The sequence below is a fragment of the Mesonia algae genome (genome assembly GCF_003253545.1).
Classification (GTDB): Bacteria; Bacteroidota; Bacteroidia; order Flavobacteriales; family Flavobacteriaceae; genus Mesonia; species Mesonia algae.
Genome location: NZ_QKYV01000006.1, coordinates 14707 through 40161, shown reverse-complemented (window position 1 = coordinate 40161; position 25455 = coordinate 14707). Strand labels below are relative to the sequence as shown.

The window sequence follows — 25455 nt, the reverse complement described above, 5'->3', positions numbered from 1 at the left end:
GGTTTTATTTTCTATAATCTAAATCAGCTGTTTTATTGGTCCAAGGAAAATTACTCTGAATAACTTCCTTCCCTAAAAACTTACACAATTCTTGATAAGCATTGGGTTGAGCTACATTTAAAACCAACAAATCATTTTTTCGATGTTTAAAATATTCTTTTACTTGTTGATTATAACAAAGATAATTTTTAATTAATGCTTCTTTGTTATAAGGATCATTTTCTGGACTATTATAATTGTAACGATTTACTTCCCAAGCCCAACCTTTATAGATATAGGTGGCTTCTTTTAAATCTTCCTTCGTGGGTACTCTACCATTTTTACCCCAAAGTTTAGCATGAAATTTTATTAACGAATTGTACCATTCTTCGGGCGAACTACGCACTGTTAAAATAAATTTACTATTAGGATAAGCTTGATCTAAAGCAATAAAAGTGAAAGGTTTGCTAAATGGAAAATCTTGAAAAAATTCTGCAGTTTTGCAATACTCAACAATAGGTTGGAAATCTCTTTTAGCCCAAGTATGATGCATTATTTCTGCTTGTCTTTGATTTCCTACTTTATAATTAAGAGCCTGCATTGCACTTTTTAGTGAAGTAGTTCCTGTTTTATTGTTACCTATTCCAAAAATTTTTGGTTTATTAGCTTTTTGTATCTGCCAAATACCCTCTTTTATTTTTTTTATAAAACCGACCTTATTTAGTACCATTTAAAATGTGGTTTTAAAGCTCCTGGGGTTTTCCCCATCCATCTACCTAAAGCAGTTTGTTCCTGAATAATATTAAATGAAATGGCGTCTTTTTTCCTAAAAAGTAATTTTTTGCCATTGGTTACCTGTATATCAACAAAAAATACTCCTTGGTTAAAAAAAGATTTTGGAACACACATATGTATTAATTGTGCTTCTTCCTTTAATTGAAAATCTTTTTCGGAAGTGGTAACGAATATAAAGTTACCTTGCTCATCTTTAAATCTTAAACTAAGAATCAGGTTTTTTTGTTTAGGATTTATAAAATTTATTTCAAAATATAAGTCATCGGTTCTCAACAAAGGTGCACCATAATCTTTAGTTCTAGCTCTTACTCCAAAGTTAATTAATTGAAATTTTAGTTGATTAAATTCTTTTTTATTAAAATATCGTAAATAATCTGCTCCTTTATCATTACCTAAACTTAAATAATAGCTAACACTTTCGTCTGTTGTACCTTCAAAGACCGAAGAACCGTTTTCTAAGACAATAGCCCGTGTACATAAACTCTTTACAGAAGCCATATTATGACTGACAAATAATACCGTTCTCCCTTGACCTTGAGAAATATCTTGCATTTTACCGATGGCCTTTTTTTGGAATTCAGCATCTCCTACGGCTAAGACCTCATCGATGACTAAAATTTCGGGTTCTAAATGGGCGGCGACGGCAAATGCTAAACGTACCCGCATTCCACTACTGTAGCGTTTTACAGGAGTATCAATATACATTTCACATCCTGAAAAACTAATAATTTCTTCTAGCTTTTCATTCACTTCGGCTTTGGTCATTCCTAAAATGGCGCCATTTAAGAACACATTTTCTCTACCAGTGAGTTCGGGGTGAAAGCCTGTTCCTACTTCTAGGAGAGAGGCGATACGTCCTCGGGTTTTTATAGAACCTGTCGTTGGGCCGGTGACTCTTGAGAGTATTTTTAGTAAAGTTGATTTTCCAGCTCCATTTTTCCCGATAATCCCCAAAACTTCTCCGCGTTTTACTTCAAAGCTAATGTCTTTAATCGCCCATACATAATCTTCAGTAGCTTTTTGACTACGATCGTTGACTGCTCCGACTTTCGTATAAGGATCTTCTTTTCCGCGAAGCTGATGCCACCAACGGTTAAGGTCATGGCTTAAGGTCCCCGTCCCTACCGTTCCCAGTCGGTATTGCTTACTAATATTTTCTGCTTTAAGAATTACATCACTCATAGTAATTTATCAACTAATCTTTTTTAATTCTGTTTTTTCTTAAATCTTACGTCCTAAGTCCACTGCTAACTTCTAACCTTTAACTGTTTACTGTTTACTACCAACTGCTAACCGCTAACTCCTCACTTCTTAAGTCTTTCGTCCTAAGCCCCACTGCTAACTTCTAACTGTTAACTGTTAACTGCTAACCGCTAAGAGCTAATCGCTAACTGCTAATTACTACCCTAAACCGTATCAATAAAATTCTTTTCTGTTTTATTAAATACAATTAATCCCACCAAAAATAATAAAATAGAAAAAACTAATGCGTATATAAATCCGCCCCAGGTAAACATCCCATAATCAAGCGTCATAAAACGAAAGCCTTCAATCAATTGCGTAATGGGATTGTATTGAAATGCCCAACTCAATTCGGGTACTTTCTTAATGGCTTCCGCTAAGGAAAAAGGAACTGCCGATACATACATGAGTAATGAAGTCGCAAAACCTACCAACACGGTTAAATCTCGGTATTTGGTCGTAAAAGCTGAAATACACATCCCTAAGCCTAAGCCCATTAACGCCATCATCAATACATATACAGGAAATAGCAGCAAATAGAAATTCGGACTTATATCCTTCCCGATCAACACATAATACAAATAAAAGCCTATAAAAATAGACAATTGAATTCCAAATTTCAATAAATTGGAGATGGTGACCGAAAGTGGCATAATGGCTCTTGGGAAATATACTTTTCCAAAAATAGCCGCATTCCCGCGAAAGGTATTTGAAGTCCCAGTAAGGCATTCTTTAAAGTAGTTCCAAGCGGTAATTCCCGCCAGGTTAAATAAAAAAGAAGGAATCACACCCGATTTAAGCCCTGCGATGTTACTAAACACTAAGGTAAAGATCACCGAAGTAAACAAAGGCTGAATAAAAAACCAAAGCGGACCCAAAATGGTTTGCTTATATACAGTGACAATATCTCTTTTTACAAAAAGAATAAGCAAATCCCTATACCGCCAAATTTCTTTTAGATTGAGATCAATCAGTTTGCGTTTGGGTGTAATTTCATATAACCACTCTTCCTGCTTCACACTCTATGGATTTAAAAATTAGACCAAGTCACTTGTAATCCGTTATGAACGCTATATTGAGGCTCGTAACCTAATTTGTCTTTTCCTTTTTGGATATTAGCCAAACTATCACGCACATCGCCTTGTCGTGAGGGTCCGTATTCTGCTTTTAAATCTGATCCTGCGGCTTCTTGTAAAGATTTCCACAGTTGGTTCAAACTAATGCGTTCTCCATAAGCTACATTATAGACTTCGTTGACAGCTTCTTGAGGAGCGAACAAAGCCTTAACATTGGCTTGAACCGCATTTTCTACAAAGGTAAAATCTCGGGTTTGTTCTCCGTCTCCATTAATGGTAGGGGCTTCCCCATCTTTTAAAGCTTGCATAAATAAAGGAATTACTGCTGCATAGGCTCCATTGGGACTTTGCTTAGGACCGAATACATTAAAGTAACGCAGACCTATAATTTCTATTCCGTAAGTTTTAGCAAACACATCGGCATATAATTCATTTACATATTTGGTAACGGCATACGGAGATAAAGGTTTTCCGATCTGTTCTTCTACTTTAGGTAAGGTTTTACTATCTCCATAGGTAGAACTAGAGGCTGCATAAACCAATCGCTTTACGGAATCACTTTCTTTTTGTGCAACTAACATATTTAAAAATCCGCTCACATTCACATCATTAGAGGTGATAGGATCGTTAATCGAACGAGGAACTGACCCCAAAGCAGCTTGATGACTTACGTAATCTATTCCGTTAAGGGCTTTTTTGCAAGTCTCTAAATCTCTAATGTCACCTTCCATAAATTCGAAAGCTGAGTGGTTTTCAAATTCTTCAATGTTGGCATAATAGCCATTGGATAGGTTATCTAGAACACGGACTTTTTTAGCCCCGTGTTCTAATAAATATTGTACCAAGTTAGAGCCAATAAAACCAGCTCCTCCCGTAATAAGAAATGAATAATCTTTTAAATCTTGAGTGTGGTATGCTGTAGTATACTCCATTATAATCTTCCGTCTATGATTTCTTTAGGTAAAAAGGACTTTACATCAAATACGACCGTTTCGGGTTTGCGTAGGGCTTGAAAGTCTAAGGCTAAAAATTCTTGATGAGAAACACACAATACAATGGTATCATAAGTGCTTTGTAATTCTTTACAATCGGTGATTAATTCCAAATCAAATATAGATTTCACCTCTTCTGGGTTGGCCCAAGGGTCACAAACATCGACCTCTAAATTATATTCTTTAAGTGAATCGATGACATCAATAGCCTTGGTGTTTCTAACATCGGGACAGTTTTCTTTAAATGTAATTCCTAATACTAAGGCTTTTCCACGTTTAATTGTCGCTTCTTTCTTAACCATTAATTTAATAACTTCTTGAGCGACATAGGCACCCATCCCATCATTCATACGTCTTCCTGCCAAAATAATCTCGGGGTTATAACCTGCTTCTTGGGCTCGTTGTGCTAAATAATAAGGATCTACTCCTATACAATGACCACCTACTAATCCCGGAGTAAACTTAATAAAGTTCCATTTGGTCGCCGCCGCATCTAGTACTGCGTCGGTATCAATATTTAATAGCCTAAAGATCTTACTCAACTCATTCACAAAGGCAATGTTGATATCCCGCTGTGAATTTTCAATAACTTTGGCTGCTTCTGCTACTTTGATACTCGGTGCTAAATGGGTTCCAGCAGTAATAATAGAAGCATACAACTTATCAATTTGCTGAGCCATAGCTGGAGTTGAACCAGAGGTGACTTTTAAAATTTGAGTCACCGTATGTTTCTTATCACCCGGGTTGATGCGTTCTGGGGAATAGCCCGCATAAAAGTCTTCGTTAAATTTTAATCCCGATACCGCTTCTAGAATAGGTACACATACTTCTTCGGTCACTCCAGGATAAACTGTAGATTCGTAAATAACTACGTCTCCTTTTTTAAGGTATTTACCAATGGTTTCACTTGCTTTTTCTAAGGGAGTAAGTACCGGACGGTGATTTTTATCGGTTGGTGTGGGTACCGTAACAATATAGACTTCCGCATCAGCTAAAGAATCTGGAGTGTAAGATAGCGCTAAGCCTTTGTTTTTTTCTTCCTTTAAAACTGATTGTAAATGTTCATCAGATACTTCTAAGGTATGATCGGTTCCCTGCTGAAGCTGAGAAACGCGATTTTGGTTGATATCAAAACCGATAACAGAATATTTTTCAGCGAAAGCTACAGCTAAAGGAAGTCCTACATAGCCCAAACCTATAATCGCAATATGTGGTTGATTTTTCATTTATTTTTTCCGTTTAAAGACCTTATTAAATAGAGATTGTTTTTTTTCGTCATCATGATATCCATTTCCATAATTCCCGTAATTTCCATAGCCATAACCGTAGCCATAGCCGTAACCATAGCCATAACCGTATTTGGCTTTTTGTTGGAAATAATTAAGAACAAAACTAATATTTTCTACCTCTCCTTTTTTATATTTCTCATTAATTACCCCCAGCATGGCATGTTTAGTATAGCCCTGACGGACCATATACAGGGAAGCATCGGCATATTTCACTAAATTTAAAGCATCAGAAACTAAACCTACAGGTGGTGAATCGAGAATAATGTAATCATAGGTAGCTTGCAGCTCTTTTATGATTTCATCCATTTTATCGTTCATCAATAACTCTGAAGGATTAGGAGGTACGGGACCCGCCGTTATAACATCTAGATGATCGTATTTGGTTTTTTGTATAACTTCTTCGCTGCTTTTTTGACCGATTAAATAATTGACTATTCCTACCTGATTGGTAATTTCAAAGTCATCAAAGATTTTAGGCTTTCTTAAGTCCAGTCCCAATAGAATGGTCTTCTTTCCGCTAATCGCAAATACGGAAGCCAAATTCATAGAACAAAACGTCTTTCCTTCCCCAGATACCGAAGAAGTGATCAATACGGTTTTACATCCCGTAATTTCTTGCTGCTTATAGATAAATTGCAGACTAGCGCGTAAACCTCGAAAGCTTTCAGCAATAGCCGATTTAGGTTTATTATACACCACCAAATTACTCGATTGTCTACTCTTCCCTAACATTCCCAAAATAGGTACTGGAGATAAACGTTCAACATCTTTAGCACTGTTGATTTTATTGTCTAAAAATACGATGACAAAAACAAATACCAATGGAATGACACTTCCCAGCAAAACAGCCATTACATAATTCAACTGCGTATTCGGACCTATTTTCCCGCCTCCCACATCTTTGGCTTCATCGATCACTTGTACATCACTTACATTGGCAGCTTTGACCAAACCTGCTTCATTTCGTTTCGCTAAAAATAGATTATACGTCTGTTCGCTGATATTATAGCGGCGCTCAATTTTAAGTAAATCTTGTTGTTCTTGAGGTAAGTTGGCAACTTCTCCTTCTAAGGAAGCAATTTCTTTACGGATAGTATTTAACTCAGACTTTAATAATCCTTTAGAGGAAGTGATGTTTTCTAATAAAACCGATTTGGTAGCATTAATTTTCCGATCGATATCATCAAAGGTAGGATTGTCTTCTTTTAAACTATATTGATATTTTTCTCGCTCTTCCGATAAGGTAATGATCCGAGAAACCCCACTTGTAAGGCTAGGCTCCTCTATTCCTGCTACCGAAGGCGCGGGAACACTACTATAATCACTCCGAGATTCTAAATAATCTTCGAGTGTCACCAAATAATTAAGTCTGCGTTTGAGATCTCGTTCTTGAACATCAAAATCGGTTAATTTTACACGTAAATTTTGTGCTTCCGCAGTAATATCGATAATGGCATTGCTTTTTTTAAAGCTATTCATTTCATCTTCAACTACTTTCAACTCTTTAGACCGCTCTTGCAGACTGCTATCTATAAATTGAATGGTCTTGGTAGCAAACAAATTTTTACGCCTCAGCATATTATCGCTTAGCACCTCTGCCGTTGCATTGAGGTAATCTACCAGTTTCTCTTTGTTATTACCCGTTAAAGATAAAGACAAGACCGAGCCTCCTTTTTGCTCTGCATCTACTCGAATATTTTGATAACTCTTGACAACATTATCAAAATTTAGAAATTGTATGTAATAAGTTTTTCCAGTGACTAATGGATTTTTAGACCGAGTTAGAGTAAAATTAGCAAAAGGCAAGCGAACCGATTCCCCTAATTTAAAAGTTCTTTTAAAGGTCCCGTTTTCTAAAAACAAGGAACTCTGTTCTTTATCATGATAACGCATCAAGGAAACGTGCCCTGGTTCTTCCCGAGTTAAACTCAGTTCATACTGAGAAGAATCGATAAATCGAATCCCTATAAGCGTATGCAAAGCTTGAAAACGAGAAGTATCCACCTCAATAAGGAAAGGCGTTTGTCCGTAAGCATCTACTTTTTGATATTCTCCTTGTCTTAAATATTCTAAATAATATTGTAAACGTTCTACCACCTGTTCGTTATGGGATCGAGTATTGAGTGTAGTTACTGCTGTGCTCACCTTATCGGAAGTCCCTCCCCAATTAAAAGTAAGGCTGGTATTAGACGTAAAAAAAGGATTTTGATCGTCTTTAATACTAATAAGAGAGCTTAAACGATACACCGGAAGCTTTCTGACATTGATATAATAAGCAATTCCAAGCCCTATTAGAATACTAATGATAAAAATGTACCAGTAACTAAACACTTTAAGGATAAATCCTTTTATGTCAAAATTCCCAGTCGTACTGTCATTAATTTCAAATTCTTCTTCCATCACAATCGGTTTGAAAGTAAAATAAGGGACGTGATTAAAGCGACTACAGAGGCCACGGCAGAAAAGGTTTCTAGTCCGTTTACCCCAAATCCTAAACTTTTTTGAGGTAAGGGTTTTACCATGATCAAATCATTAGGCTGTATATAATAATAAGGAGAATTAATAGCATCTAAAGCAGTTAAATCGATATGGTGTACTTTTTGACCGCCTGGATATTGTCTTAAAACCACAACATCTGTACGGTCTCCTGTAAGCTCGATATCTCCGGCATTGGCAATGGCTTCCATAATCGTGACTTGATCTTTATAAATCACCTGACTACCAGAACCTATTTCTCCAATCGTGGTATAGCGAATTCCTGCTAATTTTACGGTTACAAAGATATTGGCTTCTTCTTTAAAATAATTGGTAAGAAGTTCCTCTTCAATCTTTAATCGAATTTCTTCTAAAGTAAATCCTAAAACATTGATTTCTCCTAGGGTGGGAACCCTTATATTGCCATGATTATCTACGAGAAATCCGTCATAATACAAACGTTCTTCTCCAGTAGCACTTACATTATTATCATCGATAGGATTAAACATACCTACCAGTTCTTGGTCTAATGCTTTTACCCGAATACTTAAGAGATCATTCGTTTGAACGCGGTAAGGCTTTTGAATTTGTCTAATAGCCATGAGACTATCTACTTGCTGCTCACTTTCTTGTAAGTAGGTGAGTTTCTTTGTCCCTATACAAGAAGTAAAACTTCCGATAAGGATAAAAAGCAACATAAGCTTTATCAACTTCATTAAAAAGACATTTCTATAAGAAGCAAATATAACTTTTAAGACCTAATAATAAAACCTAAACCTAAAATACTCAGTATTTTCTTGTTAATTTGCAACAAAAATCAAAAGCCTTGAATTACGCATCTATCGAGAACATCGCCAAAGCATTTGGCGAACGCATTTTATTTAAAGATCTATCCTTCGGAATCAATCAAGGACAGAAAATTGCCCTTATCGCCAAAAATGGAACTGGAAAAACTTCCCTCCTAAATATTTTATCTCAAGCCGAACTTCCTGATGAAGGAAAAGTAGTCTATCGTAAAGATATTAAGGTAGCGTTTTTGCCGCAGGAACCCAATCTTGATCCGAAACTCACCGTAGAGCAAGTGGTATTTACATCCGACAATGAAGTGCTTCGTATTATTGAGCAATATGAAAAAGCGCTCAACAATCCTGAAGATACGGATGCTTATCAAAAAGCTTTCGATTTGATGGAAGCCAAACAAGCTTGGGATTTTGAAACAGAATATAAACAAATTTTATCTAAACTAAAATTAGAAGACCTTCACCAATCGGTGTCTAAACTTTCGGGAGGGCAAAAAAAGCGATTGGCATTAGCCACCGTTCTCCTAGACAAACCTGACTTGCTAATTCTTGATGAGCCTACCAACCACTTAGATTTAGAAATGATTGAGTGGCTCGAAGATTTCTTTAAAAAACAAAACTTCACCCTCTTTATGGTTACTCACGACCGTTATTTCTTAGAACGGGTGTGTAATGAAATTATCGAACTTGAAGACGGGCAACTCTACACTTATAAAGGAAATTACAGTTATTACCTCGATAAAAAAGAGGCCCGTGTAGAAGTTGAAAAAACCAATACTGATAAAGCTAAACAGCTCTATAAAAAAGAACTCGACTGGATGCGTCGCCAACCCAAAGCGCGAACTACCAAATCTAAATCGAGAATTGACGATTTTGCCGATATTAAAGCCAATGCCCATAAACGTCGTAATGAACACGAAGTACAGCTCGAGCTCAATATGGAACGTATGGGAAATAAGATCGTGGAGCTTCATAAGATTTCTAAAAGTTTCGACGGAAAAGTATTATTAGATCAATTCAACTATAATTTTCAACCTGGAGAACGACTGGGAATTATCGGTAAAAACGGAACGGGTAAATCAACTTTTCTTAATATCCTTACCGGAAATCTAAAAGCGGATAGCGGAAAAATCACCATTGGAGAAACTGTGAAATTTGGGTATTACACCCAAAAAGGGATTCGTATTAAAGAAGGTCAAAAAGTAATTGAGGTCATTCGTGAATTCGGAGAATATATTCCTCTAAAAAAAGGAAAGCAAATTTCTGCTGCTCAGCTACTAGAACGCTTTTTATTTGACAGAAAGAAGCAATATGATTACGTAGAAAAACTAAGCGGTGGAGAGCGCAAACGTTTATATTTATGTACCATTCTTATTCAGAATCCTAACTTTTTAATTCTCGATGAGCCAACCAACGATTTGGATATTGTAACCCTCAATGTCTTAGAAAGTTTTCTTTTAGATTATCCAGGCTGCTTGTTGGTGGTTTCTCACGACCGTTACTTTATGGATAAGATTGTAGATCACTTATTTGTTTTTAGAGGCCAAGGAGAAGTAGAAGATTTTCCTGGAAATTATAGCGACTTTAGAGCTTATGATAGCAGTACTAGTCCAGTTACTGAAAAGACAAAAGCAAATTCTAAAAGCGATTGGAAAGCTACCACAGCCGATACCCAACTCAGTTACAATGAGCAGAAAGAATTTAAGCGTATTGAAAAAGACTTACCTCAGCTAGAGCGTAAAAAAGAGAATTTGCAACAGGAGTTTTTGAAAGAATTAACCGAAGAGCAGATCAAAGAAAAATCTATAGCCTTACAAAAAATCATCGATGAGATCGATCAAAAAACCGAACGCTGGTTTGAACTTTCAGCGATTATGGAAGGAGAGGATTAACTTCTACTGTCATTTCAAAGGAAGAACAACTGAGAAATCTGTTCAATAAAAAAAATGTAACCTGTCATTTCGAAAGAGGAACGACTGAGAAATCTATTCAATAAAAATTGTAACCTGTCATTTCGAAGGAGGTACAACTGAGAAATCTGTTCAATAAAAATTGTAACCTGTCATTTCGAAGGAGGTACAACTGAGAAATCTATTTAAACAGAAGTTAGAACTTTTAAAAGATATTTCGACTCCACTACGCTGCGCTCAATATGACAGTAATTTCTAATTAATATTTTTACTTTTTCCCATTGCCGGAAAAAGTAACAAAAAAGTCTAGGCTTACGAAAATTACTCAAAATTGTATGTTTGTAAGCTAAACTTTAGGAACTTACCCGATTGCCATCGGTCTCAAACAGCCTAAAATTTTGCGCTCACTGCACTGCCAATTTCACGAGTAATTTTCGATAGGCCGAATGCTTTCTATAGATAATCTATATTTATTGATAAAGAGAAGAGTCTTAAGTCCTAAATCTTATCCTTGTATTCTTTCATCTTCCGTAAAAATTGACCTATCTAAAAATATATTGAAAATCAGGGAAGCAGAGAGGGCTAGAAAATAAAAAGCTGTTTGAAACCGACTGATAAGGAGGGTGAGTTCTTTTCATTTGTGGCTGTGGTTTCCGTAGTATTTTTTTATAGATTTTTAATCAGTCTTGATCTTTTGCTTCGTTTTATATCAAGATAAATCGATTTTAGAGATTCACGAATACTTAAGCAATAGTAAAGTGAATGAGTAAAATGAAGAAATCATTATTATAATTTCTATTTAACAAGTGAAAGTTCAACATTTATTGGTATTTATTCTTTTGTCCATTGCCGGAAAAAGAACCAAACCCGCCCAGGAAAATCTAGGCTTTCAAAGGATATTTTTTGATGTTATTAAAATAATGCAAATTTTTCTTAGAAAGCGAAGTGACCTACTTTTCATGAGCGTAGTAAAATCAAGAAAAAGCTTAGCGGAGCGGTTTGCTATCCACAGGATAAAGTTTTTTAGCTGATTTTTAAGTTTAGGAAAATCAGTCTAGACTCCTGCCCGTACCGGTGGGGCGGGTTTGTTTAGCTCACACTTAGCTATTTTATTGGAATTCGTGCATCTTCTACCGAAGAGGTCTTTTTGGGCAATGCAAAAAGTAAAATAGGTTTGATATAATCTAGAATTTAGTGAGGGAGTATGCAGTTTAAGTTCTTGTATCTAGATTGGGAAAAATCTCAAATTTGTCATTTCGAAGAAGGAACGACTGAGAAATCTGTTCAATAAAAAATTATAACTGTCATTTCGATGGAAAAAGAACTAAGAAATCTATTCAATAAAAAATTATAACCTGTCATTTCGAGGGAGAAACGACTGAGAAATCTATTTAAACAGGAGTTAGAATTTTTATAAGATATTTCGACTCCACTGCGTTGCACTCAATATGACAAGTAAGCGATTGTCATTTCGAAAGAGGAACGACTGAGAAATCTGCTTAAAATGGAGTTAGAATTTTTAAGAAAACCACCACTACTTCCTATCTATCTCAAACTATATAAAAATTACAGCTTACAAATTTTTAAAAGATAAGCTATAATCTTTATTTTTACTCCCTCATGAGATTTAAAAGCCTTGAAGCACTTACTTAAATCATATCCAAATTTTTGGTGGAAAAGCTCCAACCAGCATGGGGTACACTCTCCTTTTGTGTATCAACTCGTTACGTTATGCTTTTATGACAAGAAGGAGTACAACTCCTATCCTATTTTAAAAAAATTCCGTCAAGAGATTTTGAATGATAAGCAGTCTATCCAAGTAAAAGATTTGGGTGCAGGGTCTCAGGTATTTCTTGAGGATAAAAGAGAAGTCGCTGCCATTGCTAAAAATGCGGGTACTACCTTAAAACGGAGTAAATTTCTAAATCGGTTAACGCATTATTTTCAGATTAAAACTGCTGTAGAACTAGGAACTTCTGTAGGAATTGGCGCCGCTAGTATCGCATGTAATAATCCTGTCAAACTTTATACCATAGAAGGCTGTCCGCAGACCGCTGCAGTAGCCAAAGCATACTTTCAAAAACACCAACTTAACAATATTCAAGTAGCTATAGGTGACTTTACGGAACAAATTCCTAACATTCCTTTTCAAAAAATAGATTTAGCCTTTATAGACGGACATCATAGTAAAGAGGCGACCCTTGAATATTTTGAAGCTTTATTGCCCTTAATTCATAATGAAACCGTATTTATCTTTGACGACATCTACTGGTCTAGCGGAATGCAAGAAGTCTGGGAAGAAATAAAAAAACACCCAAAAGTTAAAGTAAGTATCGATACCTTTTATTGGGGATTGATATTTTTTAGAAAAGAACAGGAAAAAGAACATTTTAAAATCAGGTTATAAACCTAAGTTTCTTCTGTTTTTAGTTCTTGTAGGAAGGTTTTTTTGTTGGTTTACTATATCTACCTCTCCCTTTTCTACATTTAATATATCAGCTTCTCGATACACTTTTAATTTCATTATATAGCATTAAAAGCCATTGAAGTGATAATCGAACTAGTTTGTCTCTTTGAATTTCACAGAAAACCTACGATATACGACCTTAATTACACGTCATGCTGAACTTGATTCAGCATCCCATTCTATATTAATCTCCTACATTTTTATGAGTTCAAGGGAGTCTCGACTGATAAACCTTTTTAATAAAAAAATACCCTGTCATTTCGAAAGAGGAACGACTGAGAAATCTTTTCAATAAAAAATACCCTGTCATTTCGAAGGAGGGACGACTGAGAAATCTTTTTAATAGGAGTTGTAGCTTTTATTTAAAGATGTTTCATCAGAAAGGGTGTTTAGAGTTACTAAGCTAAAGATACTTCGACTCTGCTTTGTTACGCTCAGTATGATAGTAGTTTTCCGATTTATATTTTTACATTTTCTCATTGCCAGAAAAAGTAAGAAACCGGTACGGGCAGGAAAGTCTAGGCTTACGAAACTTACTCTAAATTGTAGGTTTGCAAGCTAAATTTTAGGAACTCACCCGATTCCCATCGGTCTCAGACAGTCTAAAATTTTAAGTCAACCTATTTAACAACCTGCCAGACACACCGGCTGGTTTTACGAGAAATTTTGGAAAAGCCGAATGCTTTATATTTATTGATAGAGAGGAATCTTATGTCATACGTCCAATGTCGCAGTTTCATCATTAAAACTAAGTCTTATGTCTCACCTCTATTCTCTCATATCTCACACTACATTTATTGATAAGAAGGAATTTTAATGTATTAAGTCCTATACCCTACCTCCATCATTTTTATATCCATTATTTCTTATTTCTACATTTTAATATCTTCCTTCAAAAGTCTAAAAAAACTGAGCGATTTTTTTTTACCTTGTAACAAAATTAAGCAGCTAACGTCTTACCTATAGAAATCAGATTCAGTATGAGCGACGTCATTCAAATTAAAAACATTAAAAGAGATTTTCAATTAGGTCAAGAAACGGTGAAGGTTTTAAAGGGCATTGATCTCAACATTCGAAAAGGAGACTATGTGGCCTTAATGGGACCTTCGGGATCAGGGAAGTCTACGTTGATGAATTTATTAGGTTGTTTAGACACCCCCACTTCTGGTTCTTATATCCTTAGCGGAAAGGATGTCTCCCAGTTAAGTGATGACGAACTGGCTGAAATTCGAAATAAAGAAATCGGTTTTGTTTTCCAGACCTTTAACCTTTTACCTAGAACTACGGCTTTAGACAATGTCGCTTTACCTATGATTTATGCCGGAAAATCTAAAAAGGACAGAGATGCCAGAGCTACAGAAGTTTTAAAAAATGTGGGCTTAGGAGACCGTATGGATCATAAACCCAATCAGCTTTCTGGAGGTCAGCGTCAAAGGGTAGCCGTAGGAAGAGCCTTAGTCAATAAACCTTCCATCATTTTAGCCGATGAACCTACAGGAAATTTAGATTCAAAAACTTCGGTGGAGATTATGAATCTATTTAATGAAATTCATGCCGCTGGAAACACCGTCATATTGGTGACTCACGAAGAAGAAATTGCCGAACATGCCCATAGAGTCATTAGACTTCGGGATGGAATGATTGAAAGTGACCAAAGAAACCGATAATTTATGAATTTTGACAATTTTTCTCCCCTTACTCAAATTCTCCTTGTTTTTGGAGGTCTCGCTTTACTTTTTCTTCTCGTATTAGCGAATAACAAGCGTAATAAAGAAAAAAGATCTGGTCGTAATTCTAAAAACTTTAGGCAACGAATAAAAAATCGAAAAGAAGAACAACATAAGAAGTAGTTATTCTATTTTAAAATATTCTTTTATAAAAATGCGAGTAAATTCTTCTGCTCCTTTTCCATTTAAATGATTAGGGTCAGAAAAATACAAGCGATCATCAAAAATTTCTGAAAAATCTTTATAGGGAGCAACATGCTTTGCTATTACAGCAGTATTGATAGTTCTATTATAATAAGGTGCTGTAAAAAAGTCAACCTTAACTCCTAATTCATCACACCATCTTTGTATCTCAAGTATATGAGGATTAGGTTCATCAATTAAATTATAATCCTTCGTTTTGCCTTTTCCGGCTATTCCTGACATCGCTTTAAATCCTTCAAGTTCTGAAAAATTATTCTCTTTCATATAACTTAACGCTACATTGCGAATACCTAATTTTGATTCGTATTGGGTGTAACGATAAAATGGAATGTTTTTTAAATAAAAAGATAAAGAGTCATTTTTTTTTATTTCCTCATATAGGTAAGGTTTACGGATAAAAGGAATCCAAGGAGTAATTGAAATAGGATCTCTATGCACCCTATTAAAACGATCATCTAACTGCACAAATATTCGGTCAGGTTGGTTAATTTCTAAAAACTCATGGACCATCAACTTTATTTCAAATGGATTGGAGCCTGAATATCCCAAATTAATTCCCTTAATGCCGGTTTCTCTTTCAATTTGAACAGGATTGATATGATAAATGCACCTAGAAGAACCGAAAAGAGCGTAGTCATACTCCTTGATCTTTTTTTCATTTATAGAATACATCCAAGAAACTTTATCTCGTGCATAAACAGGGTTTTTATAGCTATATGTATAAAGCCAGTCTAGGCAAAATGCAATTACTACGACGATGAGTAAAGTATACAAGGAAAGTTTTATAGCTTTTATCATCTACTTATTGTGATTTAAAATTGAAAATAAATAAATTCTTGCATTTCTGAAAAGCTTCCAAAAATTAAAATCATCAAAACTAAAAATACAGCCTTTATGTAGGCTATATTAGAATTCTTTAAAGGATGTTCTCTATTTCTAGAAAACCACTCCATACAAATAAGTAAACCTATTAATGGAAGTATCTCAAAAGGAAAACGTTCAATTACCAAACGATCTACTTTAAATTTAAAAGTAAACAGTTCTTCTATATAGAGAAAATCATGAGTAACAGAATTTGCTCTAAAAAAAATCCAAGCAAAAGCAGTCATCATAAAAGTGACGGTGATATTATAAAACTCCTTGATTGAGGGAAAAACTTTATTTTCTCCTATAATATCTATGTGATTTCTATTTTTCCCTCTTAACATTAGGGGTAAAAAATAAATAGCATTTAATGCTCCCCAAACTATAAATGTCCAATTAGCCCCATGCCAAAAACCGCTTACCAAAAATATAATAAAAGTGTTGCGTACTTTCATCCACGTCCCCCCTCTACTTCCACCTAAAGGAATATATAGATAATCACGAAACCAAGTAGAGAGCGAGATATGCCACCTACGCCAAAATTCGGCTATATCACGAGAAAAATAAGGATAAGCAAAGTTTCGCATCAAATCAAACCCAAAAAGCCTGGAGGTTCCAATAGCTATATCAGAATAACCTGAAAAATCACCATAAATTTGAAAAGCGAAATAAACAGCTCCTAAAATTAAAGTTGGTGAAGAATAATCATCATAATTCTCAAAAATATCATTAGCATATTGGGCACAGTTATCAGCTATCACTATTTTTTTAAAAAGCCCCCAAATGATGAGATATAATCCATCTCTTGCTTGACGATATTTAAACTTTCTTTTAGAATAAAATTGCGGTAATAAATGTGTAGCCCGCTCGATAGGTCCTGCCACCAATTGAGGAAAAAAACTTACAAACGCACTAAAAGCTATAAAATCTCTAGTAGGTGTAAGCTTTTTCCGGTATACATCTATGGTATAACTTAAGGTCTGAAAAGTATAAAAGCTAATTCCTACAGGAAGTACAATTTCTAATCCTCTAAATCTTACATCTTGCCCAAAGAAAGTAAATGCATCTACAAAGCTTTCTAAGAAAAAATTGGAATATTTAAAATAACCTAAAAAACCAAGGTTAATCAAAATACTAATCCATAAAAAAAACTTTCGATTTTGCTTTGATTTACTTTTGTCTATATACAGTCCCATAGTATAATCTACAACTGTGCTAAAAAGAATCAGAAAAAGAAAACGCCAATCCCACATACCATAAACACATAACTAGCTACAGCAATAAAGAAATTTTGAGCCTTTAAATGTTTTTTTAACCCCCAATAAATCGCAAAAACAATGGGTAAGAAAATAGCAAAATCTATGGAATTAAAAAGCATGTAATAGTTTAAAAGAACCACTCAAAACTAATATATTTTTTCTAAAAATATATGCTTACCAGCTTATAGTTATAAAAGAGTACCTATTCAGTAAAAATAACTATGTTTGTTCTATTCACTGATAACGGAGTAATTTGAAGTACGGCATAGTTTTATGGTGCGTCTTTTGTGTGTCTTTTTCTTTATTTGCTCAAAAGAAAGACAGTCTATCTACTATAGGTAGTAGAGATTCTATTCAGCAACAAAAGAGCGCAGTCTTTTATAAAAAACTAGAAACGACCTCCAAACGCAGTATGTTTTCGAAACTACTGTATCAATTGATGTTAGAGCCGGTAAATCCTGCTGATGAAAAAAAAGCTAACCAGCAAATTGAGCAACAACTCAAGCGTAATTTCCTCAAACATCAAGGAAAGATCATTAGAAAAATAAACATCACCACCTATGACCCCTTTGGTTATAGCGAAAAAGACACCACCGTAAAGCCCATTAAAAGGTTGGACCGCCTTGGAAATTCTCTCCACGCAAAAACTAAAAATTTTACGGTACGCGGTTTAACTCTATTAAAAGAAAATACCCCGCTAGATTCGCTTGTGGTTTTAGAATCAGAACGCTTATTGAGAAGAAGAAATTTTATAAGACGAGCGCTTATACAACCCCAGGAAATTACACCTTCCTCCGACTCCATAGATCTTTATATTTATGTGCTAGATAGTTGGAGTTTGGGAGTGGACGGAGATATTTCTGCAAATGATGGAGAAATTAGGCTTCGAGAATATAATTTTTTTGGTACGGGTCATCAATATTCCACTGCTTATAAAAAAGATTTTGAAAACAGCGAAAATATAGGGTTTACCTTAGGCTATAAAGTACGAAACATTTACAATTCTTATATCAATGCAGAAATCTCTAGAGATGTAGAAACCGATCAATCTTACCTCAACATCATTCGGTTAAACCGAAGTTTCTATTCGCCCTATACGCGATGGGCTGGAGAAGTTAGTTTACAGAAAAAGCATAGTTATGAAGATTTTTATCAAGAAAGTGGTGATAGCATAAATAGAACCCCCATTAAAACCCAAGGTCATAATATTTGGGGAGGCTATGCTATTCCTTTAGCCAACCGGACAGAAAAAGGAGATCTTCCCACAAATTTTATCCTAGCGGCAAGATATGCCCAAACCGAATTTTTAGAAAAGCCTAGTAAAAATATAGATTCTGTTGCTTTTTTTTCCAACCAAAATATAAAATTAGGCTCTGCCGGAATTCGTCAAGTTAACTACCTAAGAGATCGGTATATTTTTAGAAATGGAGATATTGAGGATATTGGTGTAGGTCACAGCTATTTTCTTCACGCGGGAGTGCAATCTCAAAACGGTGAAAACAACTTATATATAGGTACCGATTTAACCCTTACCAATTATTTTAGCGACTTTGGCTACCTTGCTGCTAACCTACAATATGGAAGTTACTTTAAAGGAGGCCAGGCTAGTCAGTCTTTATTTAAAGTACAAAGCACTTATTTTACCCCTGTCTTTACTTTAGGACACTGGTATTTACGTCAGTTTGTAAAAACTAATATGACGGTGGGAATTAACCGCAAAGAAATTATTAAAGACCGGTTAGATTTGAGTGGCTATGATGGTATTTATGGTTTTGATACTCAGCGCATACGCGGAACTCGAAAATTTGTTTTTAATTTTCAAACCCAGTCTTATGTTCCTTTTAGTTGGCTAGGTTTTCGTATGAGTCCGTTTATAGCTTTTGATGTAGGATTTATTGGAGAAGAACCCGATCCCTTCTTTAAGAATGATTCCTATACCCGGGTGGGATTTGGCTTCTTGATAAGCAATGATTATTTTGTATTTGAAAATATAAAATTATCCTTTTCGTTTTTCCCCAATATTCCTGGCGAAGGACAAAATATAATGCGTTTTAATGGGAATTACGATAATCTTTTTAGGTTAGATGAATACGATTACCGAGAACCCCACATTTTAGAATTCCGCTAAAAAGCGATAAAAAGCAACTTTATATAATTTCAGTTAGCTTTTTAAAATCAGTAATAGAACTGCTAAAAAAAGAATCCCCTCGGTGGAGGGGATAAATTTTATTATTTCTTAGCTTCTGCAATAGAAACTTTACGGAATTCTTTTAACAATTTTTCAAGTGCTAAAGATGATTTTCTAGCTCTAGTACCAGCTGCTTTATTTCCGCTTTCTAATTGTTGATTAGCATCGTTTTCAAACGCTTCGTAAGTACTTTGGATGTTTTCGATAAGTTCTTTCATAAAATCTATGTTATAAATTTAAATTAAAAGGCTAAAATAAAATTATTTCTATAAATAACTACCTTAATCTTGGTATACCTGCATGATATCCCTTCCAAGTGGGTATTTTAAGTGTGTGTTGAAGTTATTACTTAACCTATAAAATATACAGTGAAAAGGGAAACCCAGGAAAACTTCACCTGCCTTATATTTATTTTTAGAAAGCCTCTTCTACAAGCTTACACTATAATCACATAAAAAACAGCAACTTACCCCCTTCTTTTAAAAACATTATAAAGTATTTTTTTAGTATCTTACTACCAGATTATCAAAGTTAAAGCCTTTTTTGCTTGAGAATTGAACGGATTTAAAGTTAGGTTTCAGATAAATAGAATACACACCCAAACCACATCGAGTCCACACTCAATACACACTTTTATACAAAAAGTGTGCTTACATAATGTAAACAATAAGGTATTACTCTTTGATATACACATTTGATTGTTAAATTTAATAAGATATAAGCGATGGCTCAATTAGATAAACATAACCGAATCGTTGGCGGATTGGGAAATTTGGTATTTAGACAAGTAAACGGAAAAACCATTCTACAAGCGAAACCAGGAAAAAACGGAGTAAAGCAAACCAAGCAGACAAAATTATCGGCTTCAGATTTTGGTACTGCTTCTCGGACTACCAAAGCTCTAAGTGTAAGTTTACGCAGGCTATTCCTTACCTATTATGACCATCAAATGTTTAATCGCTTTCGAAAAACTATTTATCAAGCTATGCTAAGCAATACCGAAATTTCTAAAGGAAAAAAAGATTTATGCAAAGGAGATTTCTCTTTATTGAACGGATTTGAATTTAACCTATCGAGTTTATTTACGGAGTATTGCAGACTTATGGTTAATTGTACGCTTACTCCTTCTCAAGAAATTTTGATTGAAACTGGAAACTTGAATCCCAAAACTCAAATTCACTGGCTTTCTCCCGATCATCGTGCTGAGATATGTTATTTGGTGAGTACTTATGAACAAAACACCTATAAGCCTTTACACGAAGAAGTATTTAAAATTAACGTCACTTTCTTTGATGATCCATTAGCATCACAAACCTTTACTACTCTTCCGCTTACATCGCCTTGCTTAGTTATCGTTTCCTCTTGTATTCATTACTATAAAGAAGATGTTCTCATGGGTAGTATTTCTCTCAATGACAAAGAATTACATCCAGCTAAAATTGAAAAAGTATTTCGATTAAAGGACTAATTTAAAAATTTATTATTAGGTTAAAAAAACTGAGGTACTATTTAATTTGGTCAGGTTCGGCGTGAATTTAAAAAGGATGAGATGTTAAAATAAATTTAGCATGACGATATGAGTTAAAGCTTAGAAATAGCTAAGTGAGTTAATAATATTTAGAGGAAGATTCGTAAGCCTAGACTCCTGCCCATAACGGTCGGACGGGTTTATATAGCTCACGCTTTGCTATTTTATTGGAGTTCGTGCATCTTCTAGCGAAGAGGTGTTTTTTAGGTAATACAAATTGATGAAGAAAGTTCACAGGTAGCTATTGAAAATCTTCTTTTTGATGAAACATTTCTTCTTTTTCATTGCTAAAAAGAAGCAAAAATCTAGACTGATTTTCCTGAACTTGAAAATCTGTTAAAAAGCTTTGACCTGCGGATAACAAACCGCTTCGCTAGGCTATCCTCTCCTTCCAACGCTAAGCTTTTTCTTGATTTTACGACGTTCATGAAAAGTAGGTCAGTGCTCTTTCTAAGGAAAATTCGAATTACTTTAATAGCAGCAAAAACTATCCTTTGAAAGCTTGCGGCATCTTGCTCGAGGAATTTAGATATACTTCTCTATACTATTTTTAACACTATCGGAATAATACCAACGACTGTCATGCAGAGTGGAGAGAAACAAAATGAAATACCTTCATTAAAAACTCTAACTCCTATTTAAACAGATTTCTCAGTCCTTCGTCCATCGAAATGACAGACAGAAAAGAACCTGTCATCTAGAGCAAAACGTAGTGAAGTGAAAGATCTTTTCTTTGATTAATTAATAAGATACATAGAAATAAGTTTTTAATTATTAAATAGAAATTACATAAATGATTTATTCATTTTACTCTTTCACTTTACTTCAGCTTAAATATTTCCAAAAGGAGGAAACTCACCGGAATAAATTATTTAACTCCAGCAGTTTCTAGATGAGGTCTTGGAATAAAGAAATTAAAAGAATTTTATTCTTTACGTAAAATCTTTTCCATCTTTCGGCCTCGAGCCAATTCGTCTACTAATTTATCTAAAAAACGTACTTGCTGTGTTAAGGGCTCTTCAATTTCTTCTATGCGATAACCGCAAATCACGCTTTTGATAAGAGGAGCGTTTTCATTCAACTGAGTCAGCTTTCTATTTCTATATTGTAATTATCGTAGATTAAAAAAATTTCAGCTAGATTAAAAATATAGTCAAATCAGTATCTCTTGGTGGAATCACGCAAAAAAAACCTGAGTAAAGATTACCGAGGTTTTTTTTGCAGAGATGTGCTTTTTTAATTTTTTACTTTTCGAATACCCAAGCAAGCAGCTGCCGCTACCCCAATGTAAACAAATATATCAATGGGTGCTGCGGGTACATCTTCTACATTGGTGTCAGGGAAACCAAAAGCATCATCTATTCCTTGAGCACTTATATATGGCGCACTTAGTATAATAAGACTTAAAATGATTAACTGTCTATATATTTTTTTCATTGTTATGAATTTATTCTTTTATTAATTTAGTTTGATGAGTTACTCCTGCTGGGTTGCTTATTTTTAAAACGTAAATACCACTTGCTAAATGTTCTACATCTAGAGTGAAAAGATTCTGTGTACCGATCGTAGTGTTGACTACTACTTTTCCCAATACATTCCAAACTTCTAATGTTGAGTTGGTATAAGAATCATTGGGTAACTGGACCATCACTTGAGATTGTACAGGATTAGGATAAATCATAGGTGAGTTATTATCTAATCGAGCAGAATCCAAATTAGCTGAAGATATTTTCAAAGAAAAACGATAGTCTGAAGATGAGTTGGTATCATTAGAATTAATTTGAAAAACATAATCCTGATTTAATAAAGTCTCGGTATTTAAATAATGATCCACTATAAATATATCTTGATCTGTCAAGCCTTCAGTTGTTAAAGAGAAACTATAGGTAGAGGCTCTCCAATTATTGGTGAAAATCGGAATCAATTCCGTCTGTTCAGGCAGGGTTCTTTCCTCTATACTTAGTAATTGATTGTTAGAAAGTAATGCCAAGTTCTCATCTAAATTACCCATTTTAGCAGCATCATATAGATCTATATTGTTATTGGCCCCCTCAGAAAACCGAATCCCAATCCCGTCAATCACTTCACTTTGATTATTTAATAATTGCAATTTCAAATGATTAGCTATAGAGCTGTTAGATGAATTTCTTGGAACTGTAGTGATGGTTTTTACATTTTCTAGGATAGAAATACTAGGTGTAGCAGATAAAGCTTCTAAGAAAAATGCCTGTCCTGGTTCTATAATTTGATTCATAGATGAGCTTTGAACATTGCTTCCGTCACTTAAATCTATGGTAACAAATCCCCCTCTAGAATTAATCATAGGATCCCATGCATAGTAGAAATTAGTACTATAATTTGTACTATTAGCCTGAGTTAGTGCTGAAATATCTATCTTCGACTGGAAAGGATTTCCAATAAAGCTAAAATGCTTCCCTCCCGTTGTTGCCGTAATTGGATTATAAGTAGTCGCACCATAAAACAAGTTTCCTTCTGTGATCAGGGTAGTACTACTCGAAGATGTATTATTGGTTAAATCTACATTTCTATCCCCACGAATCATTAAGCGGTATGGTTCTCCAGCCGTAAGGGTGTTCATATTGGTGTTGCTGATAGCTTGCCAGCCATTATTAAAATAAAACATAGAAGCATTTCCAGTAAGGGTTGCATCAAAACCATTAGCTCCACTAGTAGACCCTGTAATGTGGGTACCTATTCCTGAAGTATTTAAACCTTCATTTTGCCAATTATCATAAATAGTAGAGGTGGTGTTTAAGGAACTTGTCACCATCCTAAAGGCTCTTTTGTTCGGGTAATATTTTTCCGATACCACACTTCCTATTCCTGTAATATTTCCTGAAAATTCACCAAAATAGCTATCTCCTAACTGATTACTTTTAAAGGTGATTATTCCGTTATTAACGAGATCTTGAGTAAGGCTTAAAGAAGCTTGTGCATCTACCTCCAGTCTTGAAGTCGAAGTTTCTAGAGTTAAATTGGTAATGATGATATCCTCAGATATAATAGGCTTTAAACTGTTAGAAGCACCTAAAGATGGAATAATAACATTCGAGGAAGTAGGTGTCGTATTTTCGCTCCAGTTTGCTGGATTTTCAAAATCGTTATTCAAATTTTCAGCTAACCAGATATAAGAAGGTGTTTCGTTTTCAAACCTTAAGAAAGGAAAACCATCATTCACGTTTGTATTTATCGCCCAAGCTGCATCTGCAAGCAAAAAATCCCAGTCAGTTTCTAAATACGTAGTCGCTAATTTTAGCTCTTCTGATGTTTTGCCAGAACCACCCTGAGAAGTTGTAGTATTTGCAGTATCAGTATTCCAAAAACTATTGATAACGTTTGTATAGCTATTATTTCCATTCTCTCCTATGAATGCATTTCCGTTGGTAACATTAGCGGTAGTATAAGAGTTAGTAATTTGATTACTTGAAAGAATATCTCCTGCAAAACCTCCTAATTGCGTGGAACCTGTCTGACTTACATTTCCTTTTGCATACGCATTTTCAATAGTAGCTTGGCCTCTCATTCTTCCCACAAATGCTCCTACCCCTGCATTCCAAGCATTTTCAGCTGCAGATACATTACCCAAGGCCACACAATTTTTGAGTGTTGCTGTACCTTCTACTTGACCTACGAAACCTCCTACTCTTCCTTGGTAGCTATTGGTTGCATCTATATTTACATTGGCATAACAGTTGGTATATGAACCAGCCTCATTGATATGGCCTATAAAACCTCCTATACTTCTATTTTCTCCTGTAACGGTTCCATAGGTATGGCAATTAGAAACTATAACATTTACAACGCTTCCCGTAGACCCTGCTAAACCTCCTGCGTTCGACCACTTACTACCACCGTCTTCTGCTCTTGGAAGTTTTGAAGTTACATTTACAGTCGTATTACAATTTGTAACGTGGGTACTTCCCCTTAATTGTCCTACCAACCCTCCTACTTGTCGGTAGCCTTCAACATCACCAGAAGTAGTACAATTGTTTATAGTGGTATTCATATCGGTAATACCCGCTAAAATTCCTACATAGTCTCCTTCTTCACCATTCGTTGTATGGCTCATTTTAAAATCAGCATTTATAAGGTGGACATCTGTCACCAACGCATTTCCTGTTAAGACCCCAAAGAAACCTGTAAAATCTACATCCTGACGATCAAAGGATAAATTAGAGATATTAAACGACCCTCCATCATAACTTCCTGAAAAGCCTGTTGCTGAATTACCAATAGGTGTCCATCCGCGCCCAGCATCCCAACTACTACTAGAAGAAGCGTTAATATTTGCTGTTTGTTGAAATTGCTTATCCCAGCTAGAAGAATTCTGAGATATCCAATAAAGTTCTGAAAGTTTAGAAATTAAATAAGGTGAGCTAGTGCTTCCATTTCCTGTAGGCTGAATAGCTGTTTGTGCTACCGCAAAATAGGGAATACTCATACACAACCAACATAAAATAGTTAAATAGGTAAAATGTGCTTTCATAAGATTAATTAGTTTTTAGCAAACCTATTTAACCTCGTCATGTTTAGCAAAAATCGAGCATAGACAAACTATAGACATCTACAGGTAACCCTTAAAAATGAACAAGTTAGAAGCCTATTACTTTTATATTATATGATGATAAAATAGAGTGAT

Annotated in this window: 18 protein-coding genes and 2 pseudogenes; 6 read left to right on the top strand and 14 right to left on the bottom strand. The window is 35.0% G+C overall.

What is annotated here, in order from left to right; translation table 11 throughout:
• Nucleotides 1-4: 4 nt before the first annotated feature.
• From LX95_RS10845 to LX95_RS10815, 7 genes are all read right to left on the bottom strand, one after another.
• Nucleotides 5-709, bottom strand: a complete 705-nt coding sequence (locus tag LX95_RS10845; RefSeq protein ID WP_170116610.1) for a sulfotransferase — start codon at nt 707-709, stop codon at nt 5-7.
• Entirely contained in the window at nt 700-1956 is a 1257-nt protein-coding gene (locus LX95_RS10840; protein WP_111541483.1) for an ABC transporter ATP-binding protein, read from the bottom strand. The genes LX95_RS10845 and LX95_RS10840 overlap by 10 nt, the downstream gene beginning before the upstream one ends.
• Nucleotides 1957-2180: 224 nt before the next feature.
• Nucleotides 2181-3035, bottom strand: coding sequence for an ABC transporter permease (locus LX95_RS10835; protein WP_111541482.1), 855 nt, complete (start codon nt 3033-3035; stop codon nt 2181-2183).
• Nucleotides 3036-3046: 11 nt separating this feature from the next.
• Entirely contained in the window at nt 3047-4024 is a 978-nt protein-coding gene (locus LX95_RS10830) for an SDR family oxidoreductase (protein ID WP_111541481.1), read from the bottom strand.
• Nucleotides 4024-5310, bottom strand: a complete 1287-nt coding sequence (locus tag LX95_RS10825; RefSeq protein WP_111541480.1) for a nucleotide sugar dehydrogenase — start codon at nt 5308-5310, stop codon at nt 4024-4026. The genes LX95_RS10830 and LX95_RS10825 overlap by 1 nt, the downstream gene beginning before the upstream one ends.
• Entirely contained in the window at nt 5311-7773 is a 2463-nt protein-coding gene (locus LX95_RS10820; RefSeq protein WP_111541479.1) for a GumC family protein, read from the bottom strand. It abuts the gene before it with no gap.
• Entirely contained in the window at nt 7773-8564 is a 792-nt protein-coding gene (locus LX95_RS10815; protein WP_111541478.1) for a polysaccharide biosynthesis/export family protein, read from the bottom strand. Before LX95_RS10815 ends, LX95_RS10820 begins: the two co-directional genes overlap by 1 nt.
• A 110-nt stretch (nt 8565-8674) precedes the next feature.
• Between LX95_RS10815 and LX95_RS10810 the strand changes: the two genes are divergently transcribed.
• Both LX95_RS10810 and LX95_RS10800 read left to right on the top strand, forming a co-directional pair.
• Complete coding sequence (locus tag LX95_RS10810; protein WP_111541674.1) at nt 8675-10540, top strand: ABC-F family ATP-binding cassette domain-containing protein; 1866 nt, start codon at nt 8675-8677, stop codon at nt 10538-10540.
• A gap of 1654 nt (nt 10541-12194) precedes the next feature.
• Nucleotides 12195-12965, top strand: a complete 771-nt coding sequence (locus LX95_RS10800) for an O-methyltransferase (protein WP_111541476.1) — start codon at nt 12195-12197, stop codon at nt 12963-12965.
• Here the strand turns inward: LX95_RS10800 and LX95_RS14810 are convergent.
• Nucleotides 12960-13082: a hypothetical protein gene (locus LX95_RS14810; RefSeq protein ID WP_262509666.1), complete on the bottom strand. Its 123-nt coding sequence runs from the start codon at nt 13080-13082 to the stop codon at nt 12960-12962. The two genes, LX95_RS10800 and LX95_RS14810, sit on opposite strands and share 6 nt — an antisense overlap.
• A gap of 923 nt (nt 13083-14005) precedes the next feature.
• On the opposite strand from LX95_RS14810, the gene LX95_RS10795 reads away from it, so the two are divergent.
• Both LX95_RS10795 and LX95_RS10790 read left to right on the top strand, forming a co-directional pair.
• Complete coding sequence (locus LX95_RS10795; protein ID WP_111541475.1) at nt 14006-14692, top strand: ABC transporter ATP-binding protein; 687 nt, start codon at nt 14006-14008, stop codon at nt 14690-14692.
• A 3-nt stretch (nt 14693-14695) separates the two neighbouring features.
• Nucleotides 14696-14875 carry a hypothetical protein gene (locus tag LX95_RS10790; RefSeq protein ID WP_111541474.1) on the top strand — a complete coding sequence of 60 codons (180 nt, stop codon included), beginning with the start codon at nt 14696-14698 and terminating at the stop codon, nt 14873-14875.
• On the opposite strand, the gene LX95_RS10785 is transcribed toward LX95_RS10790, so the two are convergent.
• Together LX95_RS10785 and LX95_RS10780 are read right to left on the bottom strand one after the other, a co-directional pair.
• Nucleotides 14876-15754, bottom strand: a complete 879-nt coding sequence (locus LX95_RS10785) for a hypothetical protein (RefSeq protein WP_146240780.1) — start codon at nt 15752-15754, stop codon at nt 14876-14878.
• 14 nt (nt 15755-15768) lie between these two features.
• Nucleotides 15769-17198, bottom strand: a pseudogene (locus LX95_RS10780) (MBOAT family O-acyltransferase).
• 134 nt (nt 17199-17332) lie between these two features.
• Here LX95_RS10780 and LX95_RS10775 point away from each other — a divergent pair.
• Nucleotides 17333-19207, top strand: coding sequence for a BamA/TamA family outer membrane protein (locus LX95_RS10775; RefSeq protein WP_146240779.1), 1875 nt, complete (start codon nt 17333-17335; stop codon nt 19205-19207).
• A gap of 101 nt (nt 19208-19308) precedes the next feature.
• Here LX95_RS10775 and LX95_RS10770 read toward each other — a convergent pair whose 3' ends face one another.
• Nucleotides 19309-19485 carry a histone H1 gene (locus LX95_RS10770; protein ID WP_111541471.1) on the bottom strand — a complete coding sequence of 59 codons (177 nt, stop codon included), beginning with the start codon at nt 19483-19485 and terminating at the stop codon, nt 19309-19311.
• A gap of 506 nt (nt 19486-19991) precedes the next feature.
• Between LX95_RS10770 and LX95_RS10765 the strand changes: the two genes are divergently transcribed.
• Nucleotides 19992-20735, top strand: coding sequence for a hypothetical protein (locus LX95_RS10765; protein WP_111541470.1), 744 nt, complete (start codon nt 19992-19994; stop codon nt 20733-20735).
• Nucleotides 20736-21720: 985 nt separating this feature from the next.
• On the opposite strand, the pseudogene LX95_RS10760 reads toward LX95_RS10765, so the two are convergent.
• The 3 genes and pseudogenes from LX95_RS10760 to LX95_RS10750 form a co-directional block, all read right to left on the bottom strand.
• A pseudogene (locus tag LX95_RS10760) lies at nt 21721-21876 on the bottom strand (DUF2200 family protein); the annotation flags it as partial.
• Nucleotides 21877-22031: 155 nt separating this feature from the next.
• On the bottom strand, nt 22032-22232 hold the full coding sequence (locus LX95_RS10755) for a hypothetical protein (protein ID WP_111541468.1): 201 nt from the start codon (nt 22230-22232) through the stop codon (nt 22032-22034).
• 10 nt (nt 22233-22242) lie between these two features.
• On the bottom strand, nt 22243-25302 hold the full coding sequence (locus LX95_RS10750; protein ID WP_111541467.1) for a T9SS type A sorting domain-containing protein: 3060 nt from the start codon (nt 25300-25302) through the stop codon (nt 22243-22245).
• Nucleotides 25303-25455: the final 153 nt, after the last annotated feature.

Excerpts from the sequence above, each read along its gene's own strand:
- LX95_RS10755 (WP_111541468.1), bottom strand. The coding sequence starts at position 22,232 with ATGAAAAAAATATATAGACAGTTAATCATTTTAAGTCTTATTATACTA.
- LX95_RS10785 (WP_146240780.1), bottom strand. The coding sequence starts at position 15,754 with ATGATAAAAGCTATAAAACTTTCCTTGTATACTTTACTCATCGTCGTA.
- LX95_RS10820 (WP_111541479.1), bottom strand. The coding sequence starts at position 7,773 with ATGGAAGAAGAATTTGAAATTAATGACAGTACGACTGGGAATTTTGAC.
- LX95_RS10770 (WP_111541471.1), bottom strand. The coding sequence starts at position 19,485 with ATGAAAGAACTTATCGAAAACATCCAAAGTACTTACGAAGCGTTTGAA.
- LX95_RS10830 (WP_111541481.1), bottom strand. The coding sequence starts at position 4,024 with ATGGAGTATACTACAGCATACCACACTCAAGATTTAAAAGATTATTCA.
- LX95_RS10765 (WP_111541470.1), top strand. The coding sequence starts at position 19,992 with ATGGCTCAATTAGATAAACATAACCGAATCGTTGGCGGATTGGGAAAT.
- LX95_RS10825 (WP_111541480.1), bottom strand. The coding sequence starts at position 5,310 with ATGAAAAATCAACCACATATTGCGATTATAGGTTTGGGCTATGTAGGA.
- LX95_RS10845 (WP_170116610.1), bottom strand. The coding sequence starts at position 709 with ATGGTACTAAATAAGGTCGGTTTTATAAAAAAAATAAAAGAGGGTATT.
- LX95_RS10840 (WP_111541483.1), bottom strand. The coding sequence starts at position 1,956 with ATGAGTGATGTAATTCTTAAAGCAGAAAATATTAGTAAGCAATACCGA.
- LX95_RS10790 (WP_111541474.1), top strand. The coding sequence starts at position 14,696 with ATGAATTTTGACAATTTTTCTCCCCTTACTCAAATTCTCCTTGTTTTT.
- LX95_RS14810 (WP_262509666.1), bottom strand. The coding sequence starts at position 13,082 with ATGAAATTAAAAGTGTATCGAGAAGCTGATATATTAAATGTAGAAAAG.
- LX95_RS10795 (WP_111541475.1), top strand. The coding sequence starts at position 14,006 with ATGAGCGACGTCATTCAAATTAAAAACATTAAAAGAGATTTTCAATTA.
- LX95_RS10815 (WP_111541478.1), bottom strand. The coding sequence starts at position 8,564 with ATGAAGTTGATAAAGCTTATGTTGCTTTTTATCCTTATCGGAAGTTTT.
- LX95_RS10750 (WP_111541467.1), bottom strand. The coding sequence starts at position 25,302 with ATGAAAGCACATTTTACCTATTTAACTATTTTATGTTGGTTGTGTATG.